This is a genomic window from Rathayibacter sp. AY1B5 (assembly GCF_002932795.1).
In the GTDB taxonomy this organism is placed as follows: domain Bacteria; phylum Actinomycetota; class Actinomycetes; order Actinomycetales; family Microbacteriaceae; genus Rathayibacter.
Window position 1 is genome coordinate 94,494 of the sequence record NZ_PSWM01000003.1, and the last position, 24,678, is coordinate 119,171.

The window sequence follows — 24,678 nt, forward strand, 5'->3', positions numbered from 1 at the left end:
TCGCCGACCGGATCGACTCGGGGCGGGAGTCGCCCCCTCCTCGTCCACCATCGACCAAGAGAACACGCGTGCTCGCAAACTACCTCATCGGCCTCCGCGAAGGCCTCGAAGCCGGCCTCGTCGTCGGCATCCTCGTGGCCTACCTGACCAAGCTCGGCCGGCGCGACGTGCTGCCGCGGCTGTGGACCGGCATCGCCGCCGCGATCGCGATCTCGCTCGTGACCGGTGCGATCCTCACCTGGGGCCCCTCGACCCTGTCGTTCCAGGCCCAGGAACTCATCGGCGGCGGCCTCTCGATCCTCGCGGTCGGCCTGGTCACGTGGATGATCTTCTGGATGGGCGCGAACGCCCGCAGCCTCAAGGGCGACCTCGAGTCCCGGCTCGACGGCGCCGTCGCAGGGTCGGCTCTCGGGATCGTGGTCCTCGGCTTCATCAGCGTCGGCCGCGAGGGCATCGAGACGGCGCTCTTCGTCTGGGCGAGCGTGTCCTCGAGCAGTGCGGGGTCGGGATCCAGCGCCTGGGTCGGCACGATCGGCGCACTGCTGGGCATCCTCAGCTCGGTGGTCATCGCGTACCTGATCTTCCGGGGCTTCGTCCGGATCGACCTCGGGCGCTTCTTCACCTGGACGGGCGGCTTCCTCATCCTGGTCGCGGCCGGCGTCCTCTCCTACGGCGTCGGCGACCTGCAGGAGGCGTCGCTCCTGCCCGGCTGGGGGACCCCGCTGTTCTCGCTCGGCCCGATCCTCCCGCCGCCCGTGACCGCCGTGGTCGGCGGCCTCTTCAACTACACGCCCGAGCCGACCGCGCTGCAGTTCACCGCCTGGCTGCTCTACCTCGTCGTCGTCGGCGCCCTGTTCGTCCGCCAGGTCCGCCTGCGCGGCCCGCGACGGGGCAGCGCGGCCCCGATCGCCGCTCCCGCTCCCACCTCCGTCTGACCCGCTCCGGCCCCGCCGGCGCACTCGCCCCGATCCAGGAGAAGCATGTCCTCGCGCGCTCGTCCCACCCTCCCCCGCGTCACCCTCGGCCTCGCCGGCGCCGGCGCCCTGGCGCTGATCCTCACGGGCTGCGTGCCGAACACCCCCGCGTCCTCCTCCTCCGCCGCGCTCGACGTCGCGATCAGCGACGACGCCTGCGAGGTGTCGACGGCGACCGCCGAGGCGGGAGCGGTGACGTTCTCGCTGACCAACGGCGGCTCGGACGTCAACGAGTTCGAGATCCTGGCCGAGGACAAGCTGCGGATCGTGGGCGAGAAGGAGAACGTGACCCCGGGCCAGAACGTCTCCTACGTCGCTCAGCTCGAGCCGGGCACCTACTACACCGCCTGCAAGTTCCAGCAGGTGGGCGCCCCGGTCGGGCTGAGCGAGTTCACCGTCACCGGTGAGGCCACCGCGCAGTCGGCGGACGAGAAGGCGGCGACGGAGGCGGCGGTCACCAACTACGTGGCGTACGTGAAGTCGCAGGTGGGCGAGCTGCTCCCCGCGGTCGCCGAGTTCGCGCAGGCCTACGAGGCCGGCGACGACGAGTCGGCGCGCGGCCTGTTCGCGTCGACCCGCGTCTTCTACGAGCGGATCGAGCCGACCGCGGAGGCGTTCGGCGACCTCGACCCGCGCATCGACTACCGCGAGGTCGACGCGGTCGCCGAGGGCCTGGACTGGACCGGCTTCCACCGCATCGAGAAGGACCTGTGGGCCCCCGCGGACGGTGCGCTCAACTCCGACGGCACGAGCGCGCTCCTCGACTGGGCGCCCTCCACCCCCGAGCAGCGCACGCAGTTCGGCCAGGGCCTCGTCGACGACGTGCAGAGCCTGGCCGACCTCGTGAACGCCCCCGGCTTCACCGTGTCGGTGGGCGACATCTCCAACGGCGCCATCGGCCTGCTCGACGAGGTCGCGGCCGGGAAGATCACGGGCGAGGAGGACTGGTGGTCGAGCACCGACCTCACGGACTTCGCGGCCAACGTCCAGGGCGCGGAGGTGGCGTTCGGCAACGTCGAGCCGATCGCGACCGCCAGCGGCGACGAGGGCGCCGACCTCACCGGGCGGATCACGCAGCGCTTCTCGGAGCTCGACGCTCTGCTCGCCCAGTACGGCTCGATCGACTCCGGCTTCGCCGCGTACTCCACCCTCACCGCGGATCAGAAGAAGGAGCTCTCGGACGCGGTCAACGCCCTCTCGGAGCCGCTCTCGCAGCTGACGCACACGGTGCTCGGCGTCGAGGAGCCGGCCGCGTAGTGGACGCCGCGCAGCACGAGGGAGCCCTGCCCGCGGATCCGGAGCAGTCCGCCGACGAGCCCCGCCGCCTCTCGCGGCGCGGGCTGCTCGGCCTCGTCTCGGCGGGGACCGCCGGACTGGCCGCCGGAGTGGGCGGCACGGTGGCCGTCACCTCCTCCGCGAGCGCGACGGCCTCCTCCGCCACGCGCACCGTGCCGTTCTTCGGCGCGAACCAGGCGGGGATCACCACCGCCGCGCAGGACCGGCTGCACTTCGCCGCGTTCGACGTCGCCGCGGGTACCACGCGCGAGGACCTCGTCGAGCTCCTGAAGGACTGGACGCTCGCCGCCTCGCGGATGACCCAGGGCCTCGAGGTCGGCGAGACCGGCGCGGTGGACGGGCCGGACACGGCTCCCCCGGAGGACACCGGGGAGGCGCTCGGGCTCGACGCCGCGTCCCTCACCGTCACGGTCGGCTTCGGACCCACACTCTTCACGGACGAGTCCGGCGCTGACCGCTTCGGCCTCGCCGACCGCCGGCCTCCGGAGCTGCAGGCCCTGCCCCGCTTCCGCGGCGACGCGCTCGTCCCCTCGGCCGGCGGCGGCGACCTCTGCATCCAGGCCTGCGCGGACGACCCCCAGGTCGCCGTGCACGCCATCCGCAATCTGAGCCGGATCGCGTTCGGCCGGGCCTCGCTCCGCTGGTCGCAGCTCGGGTTCGGCCGCACCTCCTCGACGTCCACCGCCCAGGCGACTCCGCGCAACCTCTTCGGCTTCAAGGACGGCACGGCGAACGTGAAGTCCGAGGAGGCCGACGCGGTCCAGGAGCACGTCTGGGTCCCGTCCTCCGACGGCCCCGCGTGGATGGTCGGCGGCAGCTACCTGGTCGCGCGGAAGATCCGGATGATCATCGAGACCTGGGACCGCAGCCAGCTGGGCGAGCAGGAGCGGGTCATCGGCCGCAGCAAGGGGTCCGGCGCGCCGCTCTCGGGCGGCACGGAGTCCACCGAGCCCGACTTCGCGGCCGCCGGCGCCACCGGTGCCCCGCTGATCGATCAGGAGTCGCACGTGCGCCTCGCGCACCCGAGCGCGAACGACGGGGTGCGGCTCCTGCGGCGCGGCTACAACTTCGTCGACGGCAACGACGAGCTCGGACGCCTGAACGCGGGACTGTTCTTCCTCTCGTTCCAGCGCTCCCCCGAGCAGTTCGTCACCGTGCAGCGGAACCTCGCGACGGATGCACTGAACGAGTACGTGAAGCACGTCGGCTCGGCCGTGTTCGCCGTGCCGCCCGGCGCCCGCGACGAGAGCGACTTCCTCGGCTCCGGCCTCTTCGCCTGATCCCTGAGAGGACCCGCACTCCGTCCCAGGATCCGGCGGGCGCACTCCACGGAGCGCCGAAGCCTGCGCCCGTAGCGTCGCCGGCGATGTCCGGGAACAGTGCGAGAAGCGGCCTGACCAAGCGCGAGCGCCAGGAGCTCGCCCGAGCGCAGGCGCGGGAGCGCCGCGAAGCAGAGAGGCGCCGGCGGCGTCGGAACCGGCTGCTCGGGCAGGGCGGAGCGGTCGTCGGGCTCCTCGCGGTCGTGGCCCTGGTCTGCTGGAACGTCTGGTCGCAGCAGGAGGTCGCGAGCGCCGGCCCGGCGAACATGCTCAGCGACGGCATCGTCCTCGCGGGCGACGGCTCGGCCGTGACGGCGACGACGACCGCGGCGCTCGCTCCGGGGGCCTCCCCCGTCCCGACCGACGAGAGCGCCACGCGGGCGGGCGGAGTCGTCGCCGTCGACCTCTACGTCGACTACCTCTGCCCGTACTGCGGGCAGTTCGAGAAGGCGAACGCCGAACAGCTGCAGTCGTGGCTGACGAAGGGGGCGATCACGCTCGAGATCCACCCGATCGCGATCCTCGACTCCTCCTCGGCCGGCTCCGAGTACTCCAGCCGGGCCGCGAACGCCGCTGCGTGCGTCGCCGACGAGGATCCGGACCGCTTCCTCGCCGTGAACGCGGCGCTCTTCGCGCAGCAGCCGGCGGAGGGGACGACGGGCCTGGACGACGACGCGCTGCGGGCGCTGGTGACCGGAGCGGGCGTCACCGACGACGACGTCCTCGCCTGCATGACGGCGGGCGAGTTCCGGCCCTGGGTGAAGGCCGCGACCCAGCGGGCCACCACGCAGCCGCTGGCTAACTCGTCCCTCGAGAAGCTGGAGTCGACTCCGACCGTCCTGGTGAACGGCGAGCAGTACACGGGGAAGCCGGACGACGCGGCGGCGTTCGTCTCCTTCGTCACCTCGACGCTCGAGGCGGAGTCCGCGACTCCCTCTCCCTCTCCGAGCCCGGCGGGCTGATCCGACCCGCAGGGAGGAGATCCTGCGGCACGCGCTGCAGGACCGCGCGGAGACGACGAGACCGGCCGGAGCATCGCTCCGGCCGGTCTCGTCGTGGGCGGGCGCCGAGGCGCCCGGGGCTCAGCCCTGCTTCTTGAGGCGGCTCGTCATGCGCGCGCGGGCGTTCGCGTCGAGCTCCACCTTGCGGATGCGGACGACCTCGGGGGTGACCTCGACGCACTCGTCCTCGCGGGCGAACTCGAGGCACTCCTCGAGCGTCAGCTGACGCGACGGCGTCATCGACTCGAAGGTGTCGGAGGTGGACTGACGCATGTTGGTCAGCTTCTTCTCCTTGGTGATGTTCACGTCCATGTCGTCGTTGCGCGAGTTCTCGCCGATCACCATGCCCTCGTAGACCTCCTCGGTGGGGTTCACGAAGAAGGTCATCCGCTCCTGGAGCGCGATGATGGCGAACGGGGTCACGACGCCGTTGCGGTCCGCGACGATCGACCCGTTGTTGCGGGTGACGATCGCGCCCGCCCACGGCTCGTAGCCGTGCAGGATCGCGTTCGCGATGCCGGTGCCGCGCGTGGTGGTGAGGAACTCGGTGCGGAAGCCGATCAGGCCGCGCGACGGGACGATGAACTCCATGCGGACCCAGCCGGTGCCGTGGTTCGACATGCCGTCCATGCGGCCCTTGCGGGCGGCGAGGAGCTGCGTGATCGCGCCGAGGTACTCCTCCGGCGCGTCGATCGTGAGGTGCTCGAAGGGCTCGTGCGTCTTGCCGTCGACCTGGCGGGTGACCACCTGGGGCTTGCCGACGGTCAGCTCGTAGCCCTCGCGGCGCATCTGCTCGACGAGGATGGCCAGCGCGAGCTCGCCGCGGCCCTGGACCTCCCACGAGTCGGGGCGTCCGATGTCGACGATCTTGAGCGACACGTTTCCGATGAGCTCGCGGTCGAGGCGGTCCTTGACCATGCGCGCCGTGAGCTTGTGGCCCTTGACCTTGCCGACGAGCGGCGAGGTGTTGGTGCCGATGGTCATCGAGATCGCCGGGTCGTCGACCGTGATGGCCGGCAGCGGGCGGATGTCCTCGGGGTCGGCGATGGTCTCGCCGATGGTGATCTCGGGGAAGCCCGCGATCGCGACGATGTCGCCGGGGCCCGCGGACTCGGCCGGGTAGCGGTCGAGCGCCTTGGTGATCAGCAGCTCGGTGATGCGCGCGTTGGTGTGGGTGCCGTCGTGGTGGACCCAGGCGACCGTCTGCCCCTTCTTGATCGTGCCGTTGAAGACGCGGAGGAGGGCGAGGCGGCCGAGGAACGGCGACGCGTCGAGGTTGGTGACGTGGGCCTGGAGGGGCGCGTCGTCGTCGTAGGTCGGCGCCGGGATGTGCTTGAGGATCGCCTCGAACAGCGGCTCCAGGTCCTCGGCGTCCGGCAGCGTGCCGTCCTCGGGCTTGTTCGCCGAGGCGCGGCCGGCCTTGCCGGAGGCGTAGACCACGGGGACGTCGAGGATCGCATCGAGGTCGAGGTCCGGCACGTCGTCGGCCATGTCGGAGGCGAGGCCGAGGAGCAGGTCCTGGCTCTCGGCGACGACCTCGTCGATGCGCGCGTCGGGGCGGTCGGTCTTGTTGACCAGCAGGATGACGGGGAGCTTCGCCTCGAGCGCCTTGCGCAGCACGAAGCGGGTCTGGGGCAGCGGGCCCTCGGACGCGTCGACGAGGAGGCAGACGCCGTCGACCATCGACAGGCCGCGCTCGACCTCGCCTCCGAAGTCGGCGTGGCCCGGGGTGTCGATGACGTTGATGGTGATGGGACCGTCGCTCGCGTGCTTGCCGCTGTACGAGACAGCGGTGTTCTTCGCGAGGATCGTGATGCCCTTCTCGCGCTCGAGCTCGTTGGAGTCCATCGCGCGCTCGTCCACGTGGGCGTGCGCGTCGAAGGAGTTCGTCTGCTTGAGCATGGCGTCGACCAGCGTGGTCTTGCCATGGTCGACGTGGGCGACGATCGCGACGTTGCGCAGGTCGGAGCGGGTGGCACTTGCCATGGATACGGACTCGTCTCGTGTTCTCGTGCAAAAGGGGGACCATCCATCGTACCGCAGCGAGGCGTCCGCACGGCGAAGGGCCCCGGATCCCCGCTCCGGAGGGCTCCGAGGAGCGGTCCAGGCGGGGCCGGGGCCCTGGTGACCGTCGGTCAGACCGCGAACTCGATGCCGGCGCCGGGGATGGCGTCGAGCAGCTCGCGGGTGTACTCCTGCTGCGGCGAGTCGAACACGGTGTCCGTCGGCGCGTGCTCGACGATCCGGCCCTTCTGCATCACGCAGACGTCGTCGGCGATCACGCGGACCACCGCCAGGTCGTGCGTGATGAACAGGTAGGTGAGCCCGAGCTCGGCCTGCAGATCGGCGAGGAGGCGGAGGATCTGCGCCTGGACGAGGACGTCCAGTGCCGACACGGCCTCGTCGAGCACCACGATCTCCGGCTTCAGCGCGAGCGCGCGGGCGATCGCCACGCGCTGGCGCTGGCCGCCGGAGAGCTCGTTCGGGTACCGGCTCGCGATCACGCGCGGGAGGGACACCTGGTCGAGCAGCTCGAGGACGCGCTCGCGCTGCGACGTCCGGTCGCCGACCTTGTGCACCCGCAGCGGCTCCGAGATGGTGTTGCCGATGTTGTGCAGCGGGTCGAGCGAGCCGTACGGGTCCTGGAACACCGGCTGCATGGAGCGCCGGAGCGCCAGCATGTCGCGGCCCTTGAGCTTCTCGGTCCGGCGGCCGGCGATCGAGATCGCACCGGAGGTCGCCGTCTCGAGGCCCAGCACCAGGCGGGCGATGGTCGACTTGCCCGAGCCGGACTCGCCCACGAGCGCCGTGGTGGTGCCCTTCGGGATCGAGAACGACACGTTGTCGACGGCCGTGAAGTCCTCGGCCTTCAGGCCGCCGCGGCGGATCTTGAAGACCTTGGTGAGGCCGTCGACCTCGATCATCGGCGCGCCGGAGGCGACGGCGCCGGCGTGGTGCGCGGCACCCGCGCCGACCAGGTCGACCTCGCGGACGGCCTCCGACTCGCCGGGGACCGACTCCACGGCCCGCCCGGCCGTCGACTGGATGCGGCGCGACGCCAGGCTGGGCGCCGCCGCGATCAGGCGCTGCGTGTAGGGGTGCTGCGGGTTCTGCAGCACCTCCACCGACGCGCCGGACTCGACGATGCGGCCCTTGTACATGACGATGAGCTTCTCGGCGCGCTCGGCGGCGAGGCCCAGGTCGTGCGTGATGAAGAGCAGCGCGGTGCCGTCGGTCTTCGTCAGCGTCTCGAGGTGGTCGAGGATCCGGCGCTGGACCGTGACGTCGAGCGCCGAGGTGGGCTCGTCGGCGATCAGCAGCTGGGGAGCCGCGGCCAGGCCGATGCCGATCAGCACGCGCTGGCGCATGCCGCCGGAGAACTGGTGCGGGAACTGCTTGAGGCGCTTTTCCGCGTCGGCGAGGCCCGCGTTCTGCAGGACCTCGATCGCCTTGGCGCGCACCTCCTTGCGACCGGTCGCCAGGCCGTTGGCCTTGATGGTCTCCTCGACCTGGAAGCCGACCGACCACACGGGGTTGAGGTTCGACATCGGGTCCTGCGGGACGTAGCCGATGCGGCGGCCCCGGATGTCCTCGAGCTCGGTCCTCGAGGCCTTCGCGAGGTCCTTGCCGTCGAAGAGCACGGAGCCGGCGGTGACCTGGCCGGTGCCGGGGAGCAGGCCGATGATCGCGGCGGCGGTCGTCGACTTGCCGGAGCCCGACTCCCCCACGATCGCGACGGTCTGGCCGTGCTCGATCGTGAGGCTCACGCCGCGGAGGGCGGGGACCAGTCCGCTGCCGGTCTGGAAGCCGACCTCGAGGTCGGTGACCTCGAGCAGCGGCCCCCGCGGTGCGTTCGGTGTCGTGGCGGTCATCGGAGGGCCCTCGCCTTCGGGTCGAGCGCGTCGCGGAGCGACTCGCCGAGGAGGATGAAGCTCAGCACCGTGACCGTCAGGGCGATCGACGGGTAGATCAGCGTCTGCGGGTTGGTGCGCAGGTCGCGCTGGGCCTGGCTGATGTCGTTGCCCCACGACATGACCGAGCCGGGCAGGCCGACGCCGAGGAACGACAGCGTCGCCTCCGCGGTGATGGCCGCGCCGAGCGAGATCGTCGTGACGACGATGACGGGCGCGATCGAGTTCGGCAGCACGTGCCGGAACAGGATCGCCATGCGCGAGAGGCCCGTCGCGGTGGCGGCGCCGACGAAGTCGGACTGCTTCACGCGGAGGACTTCGGAGCGCAGGACGCGCGCCGTCGTCGGCCACGCGAACGCGCCGATCGCCAGGGCGATGACGAACACGTTCCGGTGGGCCGAGAAGACGGACATGATGACGACCGCGGCGAGGATGTAGGGGATGGAGAAGAAGATGTCGCCGAGGCGCATGATCACGGTGTCGACCCAGCCGCCGAAGAAGCCGGCCAGCGCGCCGCCGATGACGCCGGACACCGTCGTGATCACGATCACGATGAGGCCGACGGTCAGCGACGTGGACGTGCCGTGGATGATCCGCGAGAACACGTCGCAGCCCTGCTTGGTGTAGCCGAGCACGCTGCCGTCGCCGGGGCCCTGGTTGCTGAACGAGAGCGCGCACTGGCGGGGATCCACCGAGGTGAACAGGCCCGGGAACAGTGCGACGGCGATGATGACGAGGATCAGGACGCCCGAGATCCAGAACATGGGGCGCTTGCGCAGGTCGCGCCACGCGTCGGTCCAGAGGTTGCTGGGCTTCTCGTCGAGGCTGACGGCGTCGACCGACGCGATCGGCGTCTCCTCGAGCGGGGCCACGAAGTGGTCGATGCGGCGGGACTTCTGCACGCCGCCGGTGGACTCATTTGGCATAGCGGATCCTCGGGTCGAGTACGGCGTAGAGCAGGTCGACGAGGATGTTCACCACGAGGTAGAACAGCACCATGACCGTGACGAAGGAGACGACGGTCGGTCGCTCCCCTCGGATGATCGCCTGATAGAGCGTGTTCCCGACTCCGGGAACGTTGAAGATGCCCTCGGTCACGGTCGCGCCGACGATCAGGAGGCCGAAGTCGGCTCCGAACTGCGTCGTGACCGGGATGAGCGAGTTGCGCAGGACGTGCACGGGGATGACGCGGCGTCGCGAGAGCCCCTTGCTGTACGCGGTGCGCACGAAGTCCGAGCCGGCCGTCTCGATGACCGAGCCGCGCGTGAGGCGGATGGCGGAGGCGACGACGAACAGGGCGAGCACGATCGCGGGCAGCAGCAGCCTCTGGAACGACGCGTCGGCTCCGACGGTCGGGGGGAACCACCCCAGCTGGATCGCGAAGAAGGACTGCGCGATGAAGCAGAGCACGAAGATCGGCACCGAGACGAGCAGGAGGCTGACGACCAGCGCGCTCGCGTCGAAGAAGCTGCCCTTGCGCAGGCCGCTGATGAGGCCGATGGTCAGCGCGACGACGATCTCGATGACGATCGCCATCATGGCCAGCGTCAGAGTGACCGGGAAGGTGCGGGCGAGGATCTCGTTGACGGACTGGCCGGAGAACGAGATGCCGAAGTCGCCGCGGACGACGCCTCCCAGGTAGTACAGGTACTGGACGAAGAAGGGCTCGTTCAGGTGGTACTGCTCCTCGAGGCGGGCGAGGAGCGCGGGGCTCGGCGTCTTGTCGCCGAAGAGCGACAGGAGCGGGTTCCCCGGCATGGAGAAGACCATGAAGTAGATGAGGAACGTGGTGCCGATGAGCACGGGGACGGCTTGCAGGATGCGTCGGACGATGTAGGCGAGCATGTCAGCCCAGCCGGTTCCGGAGTCGCATGGATGGGGACCTCATTCGATTGTGACCGAAACAGGGCGCTCCGCCCGTGCCGTGACCGGGTGGCCGACGGCACGGGCGAAGCGCCCCAGTGGTTCGAGCTTAGTTCTTGGTGATCTCGTAGTAGAGCGGCACCGAGTTCCAGCCGAACTCGACGTTCGACACGCCCTCGCCGTAGCCGCCGGTCACGTTCGCGTACCACAGGGGCAGCGACGGGAGGTCCTGCAGGAGGATCTCCTGGGCCTGCTGGAACGTCTTGTTCGCAGCGTCGGCGTCGGCGTCCGACAGGCCCTGCTGGAGCAGGGTGTCGAACTCGGGGTTGGAGTAGTCGCCGTCGTTGGACGAGGCGCCGGTCACGTAGAGCGGTCCGAGGAAGTTGTAGAGGCTCGGGTAGTCGGCCTGCCATCCGGTGCGGAACGCGGTCTCGATCGAGCGGTCGACGATCTTGGTGCGCGCCTCGGCGAAGGTCGGGTACGCGTCGCCCTCGGCGTCGATGCCCAGCGTGTTCTTGATCGAGTTGGTCACCGCGTCGACCCAGCCCTGGTGGCCGCCGTCAGCGTTGTAGGCGATCTTGAAGGTGCCGTCCCAGGGGCTGATCGCGTCGGCCTGAGCCCACAGCGCCTTCGCCTCGTCGGGGTTGTACTCGAGCACGTCCGCGCCGGAGAGGGCGTCGCTGTAGCCGTCGATCACCGGGGAGGTGAAGTCGGAGGCCGGGGTGCGGGTGCCCTCGAAGATCACGTCGGTGATCTCCTTGCGGTCGAAGGACATCGAGATCGCCTGGCGGCGGAGCTTGCCCTCCTCGCCGTCGAAGTGCGGGAGACGGCCCGGGATGGTGAAGGACTGGAACACGGCCGAGGGCTGGTTCACGGCGCGGTCGCCGAGGTCGCTCTCGAAGGTGCCGAAGGCGGAGTCCGGGATCTGGTCGATCACGTCGACGTTGCCGCCGAGGAGGTCGGCGTAGGAGGCGTCCTGCGTGGCGTAGAAGACGATCTTCAGGCCGCCGTTCTGGGCCTCGCGGGGGCCGGTGTACTCGTCGTTCTTGACGAGCTCGATCTGGACGTCGTGCTGCCACGCGTCGTCGCCGTCGAGCTTGTACGGGCCGTTGCCGATCGGGTTCTCACCGAAGGCGGCCATGTCGTCGAACGCGGCGGCCGGCAGCGGGTAGTACGCCGAGTAGCCGAGGCTGATCGGGAAGTCCGACTGCGGGGACTTGAGCGCCACGGTGAAGGTGGTGTCGTCCACGGCCTTGAGGCCGGTGAGCTCGCTGTCCTCGGTGTCGCTGAAGCCCTCGAAGTTCGAGAAGAACGACGCGCTGAGCTGGTTGTTCGACAGCTTGGCGCCGTAGTTCCACGCATCGATGAACGAGCTGGAGGTGACCGGGTCGCCGTTGGTGAAGGTCAGGCCCGACTTGATCGTGATGGTGTAGTTCTGCGCGTCGTCCGACTCGATGGACTCGGCGACGTCGTTCTCGGGGGCGCCCTTGGCGTCGTAGTAGACCAGGCCCGCGAAGATCTCGTCGAGGATCTTGCCGCCGCCCACCTCGTTGGTGTTCGTCGGGATCAGCGGGTTCTGCGGCTCGGAGCCGTTCGTGGAGATGATCGCGGCGGCGTCGCCTCCCGATGCACCTCCGCCCGAGTCGTTCGAGCTGCTGCAGCCGGCCAGGACCAGCGTGCTCGCGGCGACGAGCGCCAGAGCCCCGAATCCGTAACGTCTGATGTTCACTATTCCTCCAGTGGTGTGGGGGCGCGCGAGAAGTGGTTTCCCTGACGCGTGGAGTGCCGTGCGCGTGGCGACGGCGGCGGCGCACGAGACTGGTGGCCGTCGCGCGGATGCCTGGAACGAGACTATGTATTCGCTCGCTATCTGCACAAAAGCATGTGGCAACCGTTACACAGCGGTAACCGGGAGGTGGAATCCTTGCGTCGTTCTGCACGAAACGTGCGCACAGGGCGGCCACCGCGCAACACATCGACTTCAGAGGAGACGCACGAAGTGTCCACCGACCTGTCAGGATCCGCGGTCTCGCCGCGCCGGATCCGCGTCGAGATCCTGCTGGTCCTCGGGCTCTCGCTGGGCGCCTCCGCGGTCTACTCGGTGGTCTCGATCGCCAACCGGCTCACCCGCTCGACCGCCCTGGCCGACCAGACCGCGACGATCAACGGCGCCCTCAGCGACCGCCCGGGCTTCGACCTCGTGTACCAGCTGCTCGCGCTCTTCTTCGATCTCGTGCCGGTCGCCCTCTGCGCGTTCCTGCTCTGGCAGAGCACGGGCCGGCCGCTCGGGCGGCTGGGACTCGACCTGCGCCGGCCCCTGGCGGACCTGGGGACCGGGACGATCCTGGCGGTGGCGATCGGCGCGCCGGGCATCGCCCTCTACGCCGTCGGCCGCGCGCTGGGGATCACCGTGGCGGTCGTGGCCTCCCCGCTCGACGCGTACTGGTGGACGGTGCCGGTGCTCGTGCTGTCCGCGATCCGCGCGGGGGTGCAGGAGGAGGTCGTCGTGATCGGCTACCTCTACGCGCGGCTCGGCGACCTGGGCTGGGGCCGGTGGCGGATCCTCGTGACCAGCGCACTGCTGCGGGGCAGCTACCACCTGTACCAGGGCATCGGGCCCTTCATCGGGAACGTGGTCATGGGAGTGGTGTTCGGGCTGTTCTACCAGCGCTTCGGCCGGACGCTGCCGCTCGTGATCGCCCACTCGATCATCGACATCGTCTCGTTCGTCGGCTACCCGCTCGCCGTCGCCCTCTGGCCCGAGCTGTTCGCGCCGCCGTCCCCGCAGACGTGACCTCGGACTGTTCGCAACCGAGGTCAGGAGGCACAGGCGCGCCCCTCGCGGCCCGTGGCGCCGATCCCACCTCGATCACGGACGGTCTGCAGGCCGGAGAGCCGACCAGAGGTGCTCGCGACGTCGGACGAGACCACGGATGACCGCCTCGGTCCGGTCCCAGGAGCCGATGATCTGACGAGTCGAGAGCCGGAGGCAGAGGTAGCCCTGCGCCGCGAGCTCGAGGCTGCGCCTGTAGTCCTCCTCCAGCTGGTGCGAACCGGAGTGGAAAGCGCGCCCGTCCGGCTCGAGCACGAGTCGGTCTCCGAGGACGACGTCGACCCGCCCGACCCGCGGGACATCGACCTGCGACCGCACGCGGACGCGCAGTCGGCGTCCGCACCGGCGGACCCTCGTCTCGAGTCCGGACTGCGCACGCGGCTCGATCTCGTCGAACACCCATCGCTTCCCGGCCGGGGCGAGAGCGCGAAGCCCGAGGAGATCGTCGAGATCGACGGTTCCGGAGTTCACGGCGCTGTCGAACGTCATCAGCGCGTCCTCCCCGTCGACGCACGCGAGCAGGTGCAGCAGAGAGGAGCGGAGTCCGTCGAGGGAGGAGGTCTCGTGCCCGCACCCCTCCCACCGGCGCCAGTGGAGCAGGACGCCGTTGCCCCCTCGACGCTCGGAGGCGTGTGGCGGGACGGCGACGTGCAGCTGCTCCGACTCGAGGACCCAGAGGCCGCGGGAGGAGAGCGCGGAGGCGCACGTGAGCACGCCGCCCGCAGCGACGGCGCGGCGCTGGGCGGACGGAACGGCCGGAAGGGCGTACCACCCGCGCCTGAGCCGCAGGACCGCGCCGCGCTCGACGGCGGCCCTCAGCTGCCGCGGCGTGACGCCCGCACGTCGGAGCTGCTCGCTCGTCGCGACTCCGTCGAGCCCTGCCAGCACCTGCACCACGCGTTCCACACGGTCAGGCTCCCTCGCGCACCGGAGTCGCCGTGCGCCGTTCCCCCCGGGACCGGGTGAACTGCGCCCCACTGCGCGCCTGTGAGGGACCGACGGTGTCCGCAACCGAGGGTGCGAGAGCCGAGGACGGGCTCCAGGCTCCGTTCCTGCTCTCTCACCCTCGGTCGCGACGAGCGCGTGCGGGCGGATCAGGCGAAGGCCTCGATGGGCGGGCAGGCGCAGACGAGGTTGCGGTCGCCGTAGGCCTGGTCGATCCGGCGGACCGGCGGCCAGTACTTGCCGCGCACCAGCGAGCGGACCGGGTAGACGGCCTCCTCGCGGCTGTAGGGGTGCGTCCACTCCTCGGCCGTCAGGCACTCGGCCGTGTGCGGGGCACCGCGCAGCGGGTTGTCGTCCACCGGCCACTCCCCCGCGCCGACCCGGTCGGCCTCCCGCTTGATCCCGATCATCGCGTCGATGAAGCGGTCGATCTCGGCGAGGTCCTCGCTCTCCGTCGGCTCGACCATCAGGGTCCCGGCGACGGGGAAGCTCATGGTCGGCGCGTGGAAGCCGTAGTCGACGAGGCGCTTGGCGACGTCGTCCACGGTCACTCCGGTCGCCGCGGTCAGCGGGCGGATGTCGAGGATGCACTCGTGCGCGACGAGCCCGTTGTCCCCCGTGTAGAGCACCGGGTAGTGCTCGCGCAGGCGCGCGGCGACGTAGTTGGCCGAGAGGACGGCCGCCCCGGTCGCGGCCCGCAGGCCCTCCTCGCCCATCATCCGGGCGTACGCCCACGAGATCGGCAGGATGCCGGGGCTGCCGTAGGGCGCCGCCGACACCGGCGCGCCGCCGTGGACGATCCGCTCGCCCTTCGTGCCCACGCCGTGCTCGAGCCGCTGCGCGAGCGGGTGGCCGGGCAGGAACGGCGCGAGGTGCGCCTTCGCGGCGACGGGCCCGACGCCGGGACCGCCTCCGCCGTGCGGGATGCAGAACGTCTTGTGCAGGTTGAGGTGCGAGACGTCGCCGCCGAAGTCGCCGAAGCGGGCGAAGCCGAGGAGCGCGTTGAGGTTCGCGCCGTCCACGTACACCTGTCCGCCGGCCTCGTGGACGAGGCGGCAGATCTCGGCGACCTCGTGCTCGTAGACGCCGTGGGTCGACGGGTAGGTGATCATCAGCGCGGCGAGGGAGCCCGCGTGCTCGGCGATCTTCGCCCGGAGGTCGTCCAGGTCGACGTTGCCGAGCTCGTCGCAGGCCACGACGACGACGCGCATGCCGGCGAGGACCGCGCTCGCGGCGTTGGTGCCGTGTGCGCTCGAGGGGATCAGGCAGACCGTGCGGTCCTCGTCGCCGTTGGAGCGGTGCCAGCCGCGGATCGCCAGCAGGCCCGCGAGCTCGCCCTGCGAGCCGGCGTTGGGCTGGAGCGACACGGAGTCGTAGCCGGTGAGGTGGGCGAGCCACCCCTCCAGCTGGTCGATCAGCGCCAGCGATCCCTGCACGTCCGCCTCGGGGGCGAACGGGTGCAGATCCGCGAACTCGGGCCAGCTGACCGCCTCCATCTCGGTGGCGGCGTTGAGCTTCATGGTGCAGGAGCCGAGCGGGATCATGCCGCGGTCGAGCGCGTAGTCCGAGTCGGCGAGGCGCTTGAGGTAGCGCATCATCGAGGTCTCGCTGTGGTGGCTGCTGAAGACCGGGTGCACGAGGAAGGGCGTGCGGCGGTCGAGCTCGGCGGGGATGCTCCGCGCGGAGCCGCCGAGGAAGCCGAACGACGAGTCCAGCTGCCCGACGGCGGTCGCGACGGCGATCACCTCGAGGTCGGTGACCGTCTCGTCGATCGAGACCGAGACCGTGTCGGCGTCGACCAGGCGCACGTCGAAGCCGGCCTCGCGGGTGCGGGCGACCGCCGCCTCCGCGCCGCCGGGCACGACGACCGAGACGGTGTCGAAGAAGTCGGCGTGCCGGAGGGAGTGGCCCCGGTCGAGGAGGAGGCGCGCGAGGAGCGCGGCCCGGCCGTGCACGCGCTCGGCGATCGCGGCGAGCCCGTCCGGCCCGTGGTAGACCGCGTACATCGCGGCCATGACGGCCAGCAGGACCTGGGCGGTGCAGATGTTCGAGGTCGCCTTCTCGCGGCGGATGTGCTGCTCGCGGGCCTGGAGGGACAGGCGGTAGGCGGGGTGGCCGTCCGCGTCCTGGCTGACGCCGACGAGGCGGCCGGGAAGCTGGCGCTCGAGTCCCTTGCGGACGGCGAGGTAGCCGGCGTGCGGTCCCCCGAAGCCCAGCGGGACGCCGAAGCGCTGCGTGGTGCCGACCGCGACGTCCGCGCCGAGCTCGCCCGGCGAGCGCACCAGGGTCAGCGCGAGCAGGTCGGCGGCGACGACCGCCAGGCCGCCGTGGGCCTTCACCGCGGCGAGCACGGCGGACGGGTCCCAGAGGTGCCCGGATGCGCCGGGGTACTGCACGAGGGCGCCGAAGCACTCCGGCACCTCCTCCGCGGCGGTGCGCGAGAGCGGGAGCTCGACGATGCGGATGCCGACGGCCTCCGCGCGGCCGCGCAGCAGCGCGAGGGTCTGCGGGAGGGCGTCGGAGTCGACGACGAAGACGTCGGTGCGCGCCTTCGAGGCGCGGCGGGTGAGCAGCATCGCCTCGACGACGGCGGTGCCCTCGTCCAGCATCGATGCGCCGGCCGTGTCGAGGCCGGTGAGGTCGGAGACCATCGTCTGGAAGTTGATCAGCGCCTCCAGGCGCCCCTGCGAGATCTCGGGCTGGTAGGGCGTGTAGGCCGTGTACCAGCTGGGGTTCTCGAGCACGTTGCGCGTGATCACGGCGGGGGTGTGCGTGCCGTAGTAGCCGAGGCCGATCATCGGCCGTCGCACCGTGTTCCGCGCGGCGAGGGCGCGCAGCTCGGCGAGCGCCTCGGTCTCGGTGGCCGGAGCGGGCAGCACCCGCGGGAGGTCGCGGACCTGGATCGACTCGGGGACGGCGGCGGTGACGAGCTCCTCGACGGAGTCGTAGCCGAGAGCCGCGAGCATGGTGCGCTGCGCGTCGGCGTCGGTCCCGATGTGGCGGGACTCGAAGGCGCCGGGGGTCCTGGTGGCCGCCATCTACTCGCCGACCAGCTCGGTGTAGGCGGCGGCGTCGAGGAGGCCGTCGGGCAGGGCGTCGAAGCGGACCCGGATCAGCCACCCCTCGCCGAACGGGTCGGAGTTCACGAGCTCGGGGCTGTCGACGACGGCGGTGTTGGCCTCGAGGACCTCGCCGTCGACGGGGGCGAACAGCTCGCCCACCGACTTCGTCGACTCGATCTCGCCGACGACGCTGCCGCCCTCGACGCGGGCTCCCGCCTCGGGGAGCTCGACGAAGACGACGTCGCCCAGCTTGTCGGCGGCGTAGGCGGTGATGCCGACGGTCGCGACCTCACCGTCGACCCGGATCCACTCGTGGTCGGAGGTGTACTGCAGCTCGGTGGGCACGGCCATGTCAGTTCTTCTTTCTCGAGTAGAAGGGGAGCTCGGTGACGGTCATCGGGAGGCGCGTGCCGCGGATGTCGACGGCGAGCGCCGTCCCGGGCTGTGCGGAGGCGGGGGCGACGTAGGCCATCGCGATCGGAACGCCCAGGGTCGGCGAGAGGACGCCGCTGGTGACCACTCCCACCGCGTCGTCGCCGGAGAGGACGGTGTAGTCGGCGCGGGCGGCGCGGCGGCCCTCGCCGACGAGCCCGACGAGCACGGGAGCGTCTCCGGAGGGACCCTCCTCGCTCGCCGCGCGGCCGACGAAGTCGATCGGCTTCCCGAGGGCGACGACGCGGCCGAGGCCGGCCTGCGCGGGGAAGACGTCGCGGGAGAGCTCGTGGCCGTAGAGCGGCATGCCCGCCTCGAGGCGGAGGGTGTCGCGCGCCGCGAGGCCGGCGGGGACGAGGCCCGCCCCGGCGCCGGTCTCGGCGAGCGCCTGCCAGAGCGCGGGAGCGGAGTCGGGCGAGACGTAGATCTCGAAGCCGTCCTCGCCCGTGTACCCGGTGCGCGCGATCAGGATCGGGTGCGCCTCGAAGGTGGCGGGCACGGCGCGGTAGTACCGCAGCTCCGCGAGCAGCCGCGCGGCGTCGTCCGTGTCGAGCACCGACTCCGCTCCCCGCTCGGTCTCGACGGCGAGGCCCTGGACGTTCTGCAGGATCTCGAGCGAGCGCGGGCCCTGCAGCGCGATCAGGGCGACGTCGTCGCTCTCGTCGAACAGCTCGCACTCGAACATCGCGGTGCGGTCGCGGAGCGTCTCGACGACGATGTGACGGTTGGCCGCGTTCGCGACGACCATGAAGCGGTCCTCGCCCGTGCGGTAGACGACGAGGTCGTCGATCACACCGCCCGTGCGCTCCAGGAGGAGGGTGTACTTCGCGCGGCCCGCGCCGACGGCCGAGATGTCGCTCGCCAGCGCGTAGTCGAGGGCGTCGACCGCCTCGGGCCCGACGACGAGGATCTCGGCCATGTGCGAGAGGTCGAACAGGCCGGCGGCGGTGCGCACGGCGTGGTGCTCGGCGAGGTCGCCGGAGTACCGGACCGGCATCTGCCACCCCGCGAAGTCGGTGAAGGACGCGCCGGCGGCCACGTGCACGTCGTGCAGGGGCGAGTAGCGGGCTTCGGGGGCCGTCGTCGGGGTCTCGGACATGAGTTCTCCATTTCGTCGCAGTGCTGGACTCGCGCCGCGTTCGCGGCAGAGCACAGCAGTGCCGTGGGAACTCCCCCTCTGTCGTGGAGCCTGAGAGATTCGCGCCGCCCCGAGGGGTCGTGCGCTTTCACCATGGGCGGATCCGAGCGGATCGCTTTCCAGAGTGGCCAGTTCGACGCGGTACAGAGACCTGAGAGATTGGCGGGGAGGCTTGCTCCTTCGGTGCCGACCGGAGTCGGCTCTCCCGCGTCGCGTATTGCGGCCCGGTATTCGGTTGTGCGGTCAGCCTAGCGGCGGGGCGGACTCGTCGCGGCGTGTCGCTCCTTCCGTTAGGTGTTCGGGTGGCGGTGACACTAAGGTGGTTGCAGCACTTACAGTCGGTGCGACTCTTACTAGGGAGCACTGGATGCCGGACGTGCAGCTCGCCGTGTCGACGGTGATCTTCGCGCTGCGGCCGCACCCGGAGACCGGAGCGAGCACCGTCTGGATCCCCGTCGTCCGGCGCATCCGCGAGCCGTTCGAGGGACTCTGGGCGCTGCCCGGCGGACCGCTGCATCCGGACGAGGACCTCGCCGAGTCGGCCCGCCGCACTCTCCGCGAGACCACGGGCCTGGCTCCGCGCTACCTCGAGCAGCTCTACGCCGTCGGCGGCACCGACCGCTCCCCCGGCGAGGACCGCGTCGTGTCGATCGTCTACTGGGCGCTCGTGCGCTCCGCCGAGGCCGACGAGGCCATCGTGGGAGAGAACGTCGCCTGGCTCTGCACCGATCTGCCGCTCGAGCTCGCCTTCGACCACGGCCTGATCGTCGACTACGCCCTCTGGCGCCTGCGCAACAAGATGGAGTACTCCCGCATCGCGCAGGCCTTCCTCGGCGGCGCCTTCACCCTGTCCCAGCTGCGGGAGGTCCACGAGGCCGTCCTGCAGAAGCCCCTCGACCCGGCCAACTTCCGCCGGACGATCGAGAGCTCCGGCACCGTGGTGCCCACCGGGGAGCGCCTGACGGGCACCCGCCACCGTCCCCCGCGCCTCTACCGCTACGACGAGTCGGCGGCGCTCGTCGACAACGGCCCGCTGCCCGTCTGAGCGCGCCGCCCGACTCCCCCCACCCGCCTCACGAGGAGAAGACCGTGACATCCGTCGACAGCACCATCCGGCTCATCGAGGGCGGCTCCGCGCCCGGCGCCACCTGCGCGCCCGAGCTCGCGGAGGCCCCCTGGTCGTTCGACCTCGGCCTGCCCGCGTACGGGCCCGGCGCCTCCCAGGCCGACCCGATCCCGGCCGACGCCCCGGTCCAGGGCCGTCTGCCGGAGGAGTACACCACGGCGAGCGCCGACGAGCTGCACCACCGCATCCTCGCGGCCAAGGAGACCCTCGGCGAGCGGGTCGTGGTGCTCGGCCACTTCTACCAGCGGGACGAGGTGGTGCAGTACGCCGACTACGTGGGCGACTCCTTCCAGCTGGCGAAGGCGGCGACGAGCCGGCCGGACGCCGAGGCGATCGTCTTCTGCGGCGTGCACTTCATGGCGGAGACCGCCGACATCCTCTCCGGACCGGAGCAGGCCGTGATCCTGCCGAACCTGGCGGCCGGCTGCTCGATGGCCGACATGGCCGACATCGACTCGGTGGAGGACGCGTGGGCCGAGCTCATCGAGCTCTACGGCACCGAGCCGGACGCCGACGGCCGCGTGCCGCTCGTCCCGGTCACGTACATGAACTCCTCCGCCGCGCTGAAGGCGTTCTGCGGACGCAACGGCGGCGTGGTCTGCACCTCCTCGAACGCGGCGACCGTGCTCGAGGACGCGTTCGCGCGCGGGCAGCGGGTGCTCTTCTTCCCCGATCAGCACCTCGGCCGCAACACCGCGAAGGCGATGGGCGTGCCGCTCGAGCGGATGCCGATGTGGAACCCGCGGAAGCCGCAGGGCGGCTCCGACACCGCGACGCTCCTGGACGCGCAGGTGATCCTCTGGCACGGCTTCTGCTCGGTGCACAAGCGCTTCACGACGGCCCAGATCGCGAAGGCGCGCGCCGAGCACCCGGGCGTGCGCGTGATCGTGCACCCGGAGTGCCCGATGGCGGTCGTCGACGCGGCCGACGAGTACGGCTCGACCGACTACATCGTGAAGGCGATCCAGGCGGCGCCCGCGGGATCGACCTTCGCGATCGGCACCGAGATCAACCTGGTGCAGCGCCTCGCCGTCCAGTACCCGCAGCACACGATCTTCTGCCTCGACGACGTGGTCTGCCCGTGCTCGACCATGTACCGCATCCACCCCGGCTACCTCGCCTGGGTGCTCGAGGGCCTGGTGGCGGGGACGGTGCTCAACCGCATCGAGGTCGCGGAGTCGGTGCAGGCCGAGGCGCGCATCGCCCTCGAGCGGATGCTCGCGGCCGTTCCGCCCGCCGGGCCGGCGGGGGTCTGACATGGCGCGGGTCGTCGTCGTCGGCAGCGGTGTCGCCGGGCTGGTCGCCGCGCTGACGGCCGAGCGCCGCCACGAGGTGCTGCTCGTCACCAAGGGCGCGCTCGCGGAGTCGTCGACGCTCGCCGCGCAGGGCGGGATCGCCGCGGTCACGGCGCCGGGCGACTCGGTGGCGCTGCACGTGGAGGACACGCTGTCCGCGGGCGCGGGCCTCGCCGTGCGCTCGGCGGTCGAGGTGCTCTGCGCCGAGGGGCCGGAGGCGGTCGCGGCGCTGCAGGAGTGGGGCGTCGGCTTCGACCACGAGGGCGGCGAGCTGGCACGGGGACTCGAGGGCGCCCACTCGCGTCCTCGGATCCTGCACGCCGGCGGTGACGCGACGGGCGCCGCGATCGAGGCCGCGCTCGTGGCGGCGGTGCGGGCCTCCTCCGTCGAGGTGCGCGAGCACGTCGCCCTGGTCGACCTGGTGAGGGAAGGCGGCTCGGTCACGGGCGCCGACGTCCTGCACGACGGCGTGCTCGAGCGCCTGGCGGCCGACGCGGTCGTGCTGGCCACCGGAGGCGCCGGGCAGCTGTACCGGTACACCACCAATCCGTCCGTCGCGACCGGGGACGGGCTCGCTGCGGCCCTGCGGGCGGGAGCGGAGACGGCGGATCTGGAGTTCTACCAGTTCCACCCGACCACACTCGCGCTGCCGGGCGGCTTCCTCGTCTCGGAGGCGGTGCGCGGCGAGGGCGCGGTGCTGCGGGACGCCGCGGGCGAGCGGTTCCTGACCGGCGTGCACCCCGAGGCCGAGCTGGCGCCGCGCGACGTCGTGGCGCGCGCGATCGCGGAGCGGATGCGGCTGCAGGGCGGACTGCCCGTGCACCTGGACGCCCGGGCGATCGACCCCGAGGTGCTGGCGCGGAGGTTCCCGACGATCTCGGCGGTGTGCCGCGAGAACGGGCTCTCGCTCGCCGACGACCTGCTGCCCGTGACTCCGGCCGCGCACTACTGGATGGGCGGGATCGCGACCGACCTGGACGGGCGCACGAGTCTTCCCGGACTGCTCGCGGTGGGCGAGGTCGCCCGCACCGGCGTCCACGGCGCGAACCGCCTCGCCTCCAACAGCCTGCTCGAGGGCGTCGTGTTCGCGCGCCGCGCGGCGCTCGCTCTCGACTCCCTCCCGTGGAGCGGCGGACCGGTCGCCCCTCCCCGCGCCGTCCTGCCGATGACGCTCGACCGCACCGCTCTGCAGGACGCGATGTGGGCGGGCGCCGGCCTCTCCCGGGACGCGGCGGGGCTCACGGCGGCGCGCGACGCGCTCGTCGCCTCCGCTTCTCCCGCTCCGCTCGGACTGCGGACGCTCGAGGACGCGAACCTGCGCACCTGCGCCCTCGCTCTGATCGACGCCGCGCTCGCGCGCACGCACTCCGTCGGCGCCCACCACCGCACCGACTCCCCCGACTCCGCGACGGCGAGCGCCGCCGCCCCCATCAGAGAGGCGGCCCTTCCGTGCTGACCCGCCAGAGCATCGACCGCGTCGTCACCCTCGCCCTCGAGGAGGACGCGCCCTGGGGAGACCTGACCTCCGACACCCTGCTCCCCGCGGACGCCACCGCGAGCGCCGCCCTGGTCGCCCGCGAGCCGGGCGTCTTCAGCGGTGGCGCCGTCCTGGTCGGCACGATGCGGCAGGTCGACTCCCGGATCCGCTGCTCGGTTCTCGTGGAGGACGGCGCTGTCTTCGAGGCCGGGCAGACCCTCGCCCGGATCGAGGGCCCCGCGGGCGGCGTGCTCCGCGGCGAGCGGGTCGCGCTCAACCTCGTGCAGCGGATGAGCGGCATCGCCACCCTGACGGCGCAGTACGTCGCCGCGGTGGAGGGGACCCGGGCCCGCATCGTCGACACCCGCAAGACCACGCCGGGCCTGCGCGCGCTCGAGAGGCACGCCGTGCGCAGCGGCGGCGGCCGCAACCACCGCTTCTCGCTCTCGGACGCGGTGCTGGCGAAGGACAACCACCTCGCGGTGCTCGCCGCGCGCGGGATCGACCTGACCGCGGCCCTGCGGGCGGCGCGCGCCACGATCCCCCACACGGCGCACCTCGAGGTCGAGGTCGACCGGCTCGACCAGATCGAGCCCGCGCTGGCGGGAGGCGCGGACACGATCATGCTCGACAACTTCACCCCCGAGCTGCTCCGCCAGGGCGTCGCCCTCATCGGCGGGCGGGCCGTGGTCGAGGCGAGCGGCGGCGTCGACCTCTCGACCGTGCGCGCGATCGCGGAGGCGGGGGTCGACGTGATCTCCGTCGGGGCGCTCACCCACAGCGTCCGCTCGCTCGACCTCGGCCTGGACATCGCGGTCGAGTGATCTACCTCGATCACGCCGCGACCTCGCCCGTGCGCCGCGAGGTGCTGGAGGCCATGTGGCCGTTCCTCACGGCCGAGTACGGCAACCCGTCGAGCAGCCACGCGCTCGGCGACGCCGCGGCGCGCGCGCTGGAGGCGGCCCGCGCTCAGGTGGCGCGCTTCCTCGGCGGCCGCGCCTCCGAGACGCTCTTCACCTCCGGCGGCACGGAGTCGATCAACACGGCGGTCAAGGGCCTCGCGCTGGGGGCGCCGCGCGGACGGCACCTGGTGATCTCGGCGCTCGAGCACGAGGCGACCGTGGAGTCGGCCGACCACCTCCGTCGCCTGCACGGCTTCGAGGTGTCGAGGGCCCCCGTCGACGCGACGGGCCTGCTCGACCTCGACGCGCTCGCCGCGCTGATCCGGCCGGACACCGCGCTGGTCTCGGTGCTCGCGGCGAGCAACGAGATCGGGACGGTGCAGGACGTGCCGGCGATCGCGGCGCTCTGCCGGTCGCGGGGCGTGCCGCTGCACGTGGACGCCGTCCAGGCCGCCGGCTGGCTGGACGTCGCGGGCTGGGGCGCCGACGCCGTCTCCGTCTCGGGCCACAAGCTCGGGGCGCCGAAGGGCGTGGGGGCGCTGCTGCTGCGCAGCCGGCTCCCGTTCGAGCCCCTGCTGCACGGCGGCGGCCAGGAGCGGGAGCGGCGCTCGGGCACCGAGAACGTGGCCTTCGCGGTCGCGCTCGGCACCGCGGTGCGCCTGCTCGACCCGGAGCGAGCGGTGCGGGTCGGGGCGGTCCGGGACGCGTTCGCCGAGCGGGTCGCGGCTCTGGCGCCCCGGGCCGTGCCGCTGGGCTCCGCGGCGCACCGGCTCCCCTCGATCGCCGCGTACGCCGTCCCCGGGCGCAGCGGCGAGTCGACGCTCCTCGAGTTGGAGGAGCGCGGCGTCGTCGTCTCGAGCGGCTCGGCGTGCGCCGCCGGGCGCGACGAGCCCTCGCCCGCGCTGCTCGCCCTCGGTCTCGACCCCGACGTCGCCCGGACCGCCGTGCGGTTCAGCTTCGGCGACGGCGCCACGCTCGAGGAGGCCGAGACCGCGTCCTCCGCGCTCTCCGCGGTCCTCGCCTGAGACCTCTCGCAGCGGATCCCCGTCGATCGGGAATGTCCGGGGCGCCCGCCGCTGTTCTCCCTCCGTACCCCGCATCCGC

19 protein-coding genes and 1 riboswitch are annotated in these 24,678 nt (G+C 71.8%); of the genes, 10 read left to right on the forward strand and 9 right to left on the reverse strand.

Features of this window, described 5'->3' with window-relative positions; all coding sequences use genetic code 11:
• The first annotated feature begins 68 nt into the window (after positions 1 to 68).
• The 4 genes from efeU to C5D44_RS03745 all read left to right on the forward strand — a co-directional run bounded on the left by efeU (position 69) and on the right by C5D44_RS03745 (position 4,551).
• Positions 69 to 935 carry an iron uptake transporter permease EfeU gene (efeU, locus tag C5D44_RS03730; protein WP_104280877.1) on the forward strand — a complete coding sequence of 289 codons (867 nt, stop codon included), beginning with the start codon at positions 69 to 71 and terminating at the stop codon, positions 933 to 935.
• Positions 936 to 980: 45 nt separating this feature from the next.
• A complete protein-coding gene (efeO, locus tag C5D44_RS03735) occupies positions 981 to 2,231 on the forward strand; it encodes an iron uptake system protein EfeO (RefSeq protein ID WP_104280878.1) in 1,251 nt (416 codons plus the stop codon).
• Positions 2,231 to 3,550: an iron uptake transporter deferrochelatase/peroxidase subunit gene (efeB, locus tag C5D44_RS03740; protein ID WP_374954065.1), complete on the forward strand. Its 1,320-nt coding sequence runs from the start codon at positions 2,231 to 2,233 to the stop codon at positions 3,548 to 3,550. Before efeO ends, efeB begins: the two co-directional genes overlap by 1 nt.
• An 86-nt stretch (positions 3,551 to 3,636) precedes the next feature.
• Positions 3,637 to 4,551 carry a thioredoxin domain-containing protein gene (locus C5D44_RS03745; protein WP_104280879.1) on the forward strand — a complete coding sequence of 305 codons (915 nt, stop codon included), beginning with the start codon at positions 3,637 to 3,639 and terminating at the stop codon, positions 4,549 to 4,551.
• Positions 4,552 to 4,671: 120 nt separating this feature from the next.
• Here the strand turns inward: C5D44_RS03745 and typA are convergent, their stop codons facing one another.
• The 5 genes from typA to C5D44_RS03770 all read right to left on the reverse strand — a co-directional run bounded on the left by typA (position 4,672) and on the right by C5D44_RS03770 (position 12,093).
• Positions 4,672 to 6,576 carry a translational GTPase TypA gene (typA, locus tag C5D44_RS03750; protein WP_104222978.1) on the reverse strand — a complete coding sequence of 635 codons (1,905 nt, stop codon included), beginning with the start codon at positions 6,574 to 6,576 and terminating at the stop codon, positions 4,672 to 4,674.
• Positions 6,577 to 6,725: 149 nt separating this feature from the next.
• Positions 6,726 to 8,462 (reverse strand): ABC transporter ATP-binding protein, encoded by a 1,737-nt coding sequence (locus C5D44_RS03755; protein WP_104280880.1) that lies wholly within the window; start codon positions 8,460 to 8,462, stop codon positions 6,726 to 6,728.
• Positions 8,459 to 9,427, reverse strand: coding sequence for an ABC transporter permease (locus C5D44_RS03760; protein ID WP_104277225.1), 969 nt, complete (start codon positions 9,425 to 9,427; stop codon positions 8,459 to 8,461). The genes C5D44_RS03755 and C5D44_RS03760 overlap by 4 nt, the downstream gene beginning before the upstream one ends.
• Positions 9,417 to 10,346, reverse strand: coding sequence for an ABC transporter permease (locus C5D44_RS03765; protein WP_104222975.1), 930 nt, complete (start codon positions 10,344 to 10,346; stop codon positions 9,417 to 9,419). Before C5D44_RS03765 ends, C5D44_RS03760 begins: the two co-directional genes overlap by 11 nt.
• A 127-nt stretch (positions 10,347 to 10,473) precedes the next feature.
• Positions 10,474 to 12,093, reverse strand: coding sequence for an ABC transporter substrate-binding protein (locus C5D44_RS03770; RefSeq protein ID WP_104277224.1), 1,620 nt, complete (start codon positions 12,091 to 12,093; stop codon positions 10,474 to 10,476).
• Positions 12,094 to 12,363: 270 nt separating this feature from the next.
• Between C5D44_RS03770 and C5D44_RS03775 the strand changes: the two genes are divergently transcribed.
• Positions 12,364 to 13,158, forward strand: a complete 795-nt coding sequence (locus C5D44_RS03775) for a CPBP family intramembrane glutamic endopeptidase (protein ID WP_258064997.1) — start codon at positions 12,364 to 12,366, stop codon at positions 13,156 to 13,158.
• Between the two features lie 75 nt (positions 13,159 to 13,233).
• Here the strand turns inward: C5D44_RS03775 and C5D44_RS03780 are convergent, their stop codons facing one another.
• From C5D44_RS03780 to gcvT, 4 genes are all read right to left on the reverse strand, one after another.
• A complete protein-coding gene (locus C5D44_RS03780) occupies positions 13,234 to 14,103 on the reverse strand; it encodes a type IV toxin-antitoxin system AbiEi family antitoxin domain-containing protein (RefSeq protein ID WP_146087968.1) in 870 nt (289 codons plus the stop codon).
• 188 nt (positions 14,104 to 14,291) lie between these two features.
• Entirely contained in the window at positions 14,292 to 17,180 is a 2,889-nt protein-coding gene (gene gcvP, locus C5D44_RS03785) for an aminomethyl-transferring glycine dehydrogenase (RefSeq protein ID WP_104280883.1), read from the reverse strand.
• Positions 17,181 to 17,555 carry a glycine cleavage system protein GcvH gene (gene gcvH / locus C5D44_RS03790; RefSeq protein WP_104277220.1) on the reverse strand — a complete coding sequence of 125 codons (375 nt, stop codon included), beginning with the start codon at positions 17,553 to 17,555 and terminating at the stop codon, positions 17,181 to 17,183.
• A 1-nt stretch (position 17,556) separates the two neighbouring features.
• Positions 17,557 to 18,735, reverse strand: coding sequence for a glycine cleavage system aminomethyltransferase GcvT (gcvT, locus tag C5D44_RS03795; protein ID WP_104280884.1), 1,179 nt, complete (start codon positions 18,733 to 18,735; stop codon positions 17,557 to 17,559).
• 168 nt (positions 18,736 to 18,903) lie between these two features.
• A riboswitch (glycine riboswitch) is annotated at positions 18,904 to 18,992 on the reverse strand.
• A 149-nt stretch (positions 18,993 to 19,141) separates the two neighbouring features.
• Between gcvT and C5D44_RS03800 the strand changes: the two genes are divergently transcribed.
• From C5D44_RS03800 to C5D44_RS03820, 5 genes are read left to right on the forward strand one after another with little or no spacing between them, the layout of a single operon-like run.
• Positions 19,142 to 19,819, forward strand: coding sequence for an NUDIX domain-containing protein (locus C5D44_RS03800; protein ID WP_104222969.1), 678 nt, complete (start codon positions 19,142 to 19,144; stop codon positions 19,817 to 19,819).
• Between the two features lie 44 nt (positions 19,820 to 19,863).
• On the forward strand, positions 19,864 to 21,156 hold the full coding sequence (nadA, locus tag C5D44_RS03805) for a quinolinate synthase NadA (protein ID WP_104280885.1): 1,293 nt from the start codon (positions 19,864 to 19,866) through the stop codon (positions 21,154 to 21,156).
• A 1-nt stretch (position 21,157) separates the two neighbouring features.
• Positions 21,158 to 22,651: an L-aspartate oxidase gene (gene nadB, locus C5D44_RS03810; RefSeq protein ID WP_104277216.1), complete on the forward strand. Its 1,494-nt coding sequence runs from the start codon at positions 21,158 to 21,160 to the stop codon at positions 22,649 to 22,651.
• Positions 22,645 to 23,496 (forward strand): carboxylating nicotinate-nucleotide diphosphorylase, encoded by an 852-nt coding sequence (gene nadC / locus C5D44_RS03815; protein WP_104277215.1) that lies wholly within the window; start codon positions 22,645 to 22,647, stop codon positions 23,494 to 23,496. Before nadB ends, nadC begins: the two co-directional genes overlap by 7 nt.
• On the forward strand, positions 23,493 to 24,599 hold the full coding sequence (locus tag C5D44_RS03820; RefSeq protein WP_104277214.1) for a cysteine desulfurase family protein: 1,107 nt from the start codon (positions 23,493 to 23,495) through the stop codon (positions 24,597 to 24,599). Before nadC ends, C5D44_RS03820 begins: the two co-directional genes overlap by 4 nt.
• Positions 24,600 to 24,678: the final 79 nt, after the last annotated feature.

What these genes read in the sequence shown, in the direction of transcription:
- efeO (WP_104280878.1), top strand. Translation starts at nt 981, where the DNA reads ATGTCCTCGCGCGCTCGTCCCACCCTCCCCCGCGTCACCCTCGGCCTC.
- C5D44_RS03745 (WP_104280879.1), top strand. Translation starts at nt 3,637, where the DNA reads ATGTCCGGGAACAGTGCGAGAAGCGGCCTGACCAAGCGCGAGCGCCAG.
- typA (WP_104222978.1), bottom strand. Translation starts at nt 6,576, where the DNA reads ATGGCAAGTGCCACCCGCTCCGACCTGCGCAACGTCGCGATCGTCGCC.
- C5D44_RS03755 (WP_104280880.1), bottom strand. Translation starts at nt 8,462, where the DNA reads ATGACCGCCACGACACCGAACGCACCGCGGGGGCCGCTGCTCGAGGTC.
- C5D44_RS03760 (WP_104277225.1), bottom strand. Translation starts at nt 9,427, where the DNA reads ATGCCAAATGAGTCCACCGGCGGCGTGCAGAAGTCCCGCCGCATCGAC.
- C5D44_RS03765 (WP_104222975.1), bottom strand. Translation starts at nt 10,346, where the DNA reads ATGCTCGCCTACATCGTCCGACGCATCCTGCAAGCCGTCCCCGTGCTC.
- gcvP (WP_104280883.1), bottom strand. Translation starts at nt 17,180, where the DNA reads ATGGCGGCCACCAGGACCCCCGGCGCCTTCGAGTCCCGCCACATCGGG.
- gcvH (WP_104277220.1), bottom strand. Translation starts at nt 17,555, where the DNA reads ATGGCCGTGCCCACCGAGCTGCAGTACACCTCCGACCACGAGTGGATC.
- gcvT (WP_104280884.1), bottom strand. Translation starts at nt 18,735, where the DNA reads ATGTCCGAGACCCCGACGACGGCCCCCGAAGCCCGCTACTCGCCCCTG.
- C5D44_RS03800 (WP_104222969.1), top strand. Translation starts at nt 19,142, where the DNA reads ATGCCGGACGTGCAGCTCGCCGTGTCGACGGTGATCTTCGCGCTGCGG.
- nadB (WP_104277216.1), top strand. Translation starts at nt 21,158, where the DNA reads ATGGCGCGGGTCGTCGTCGTCGGCAGCGGTGTCGCCGGGCTGGTCGCC.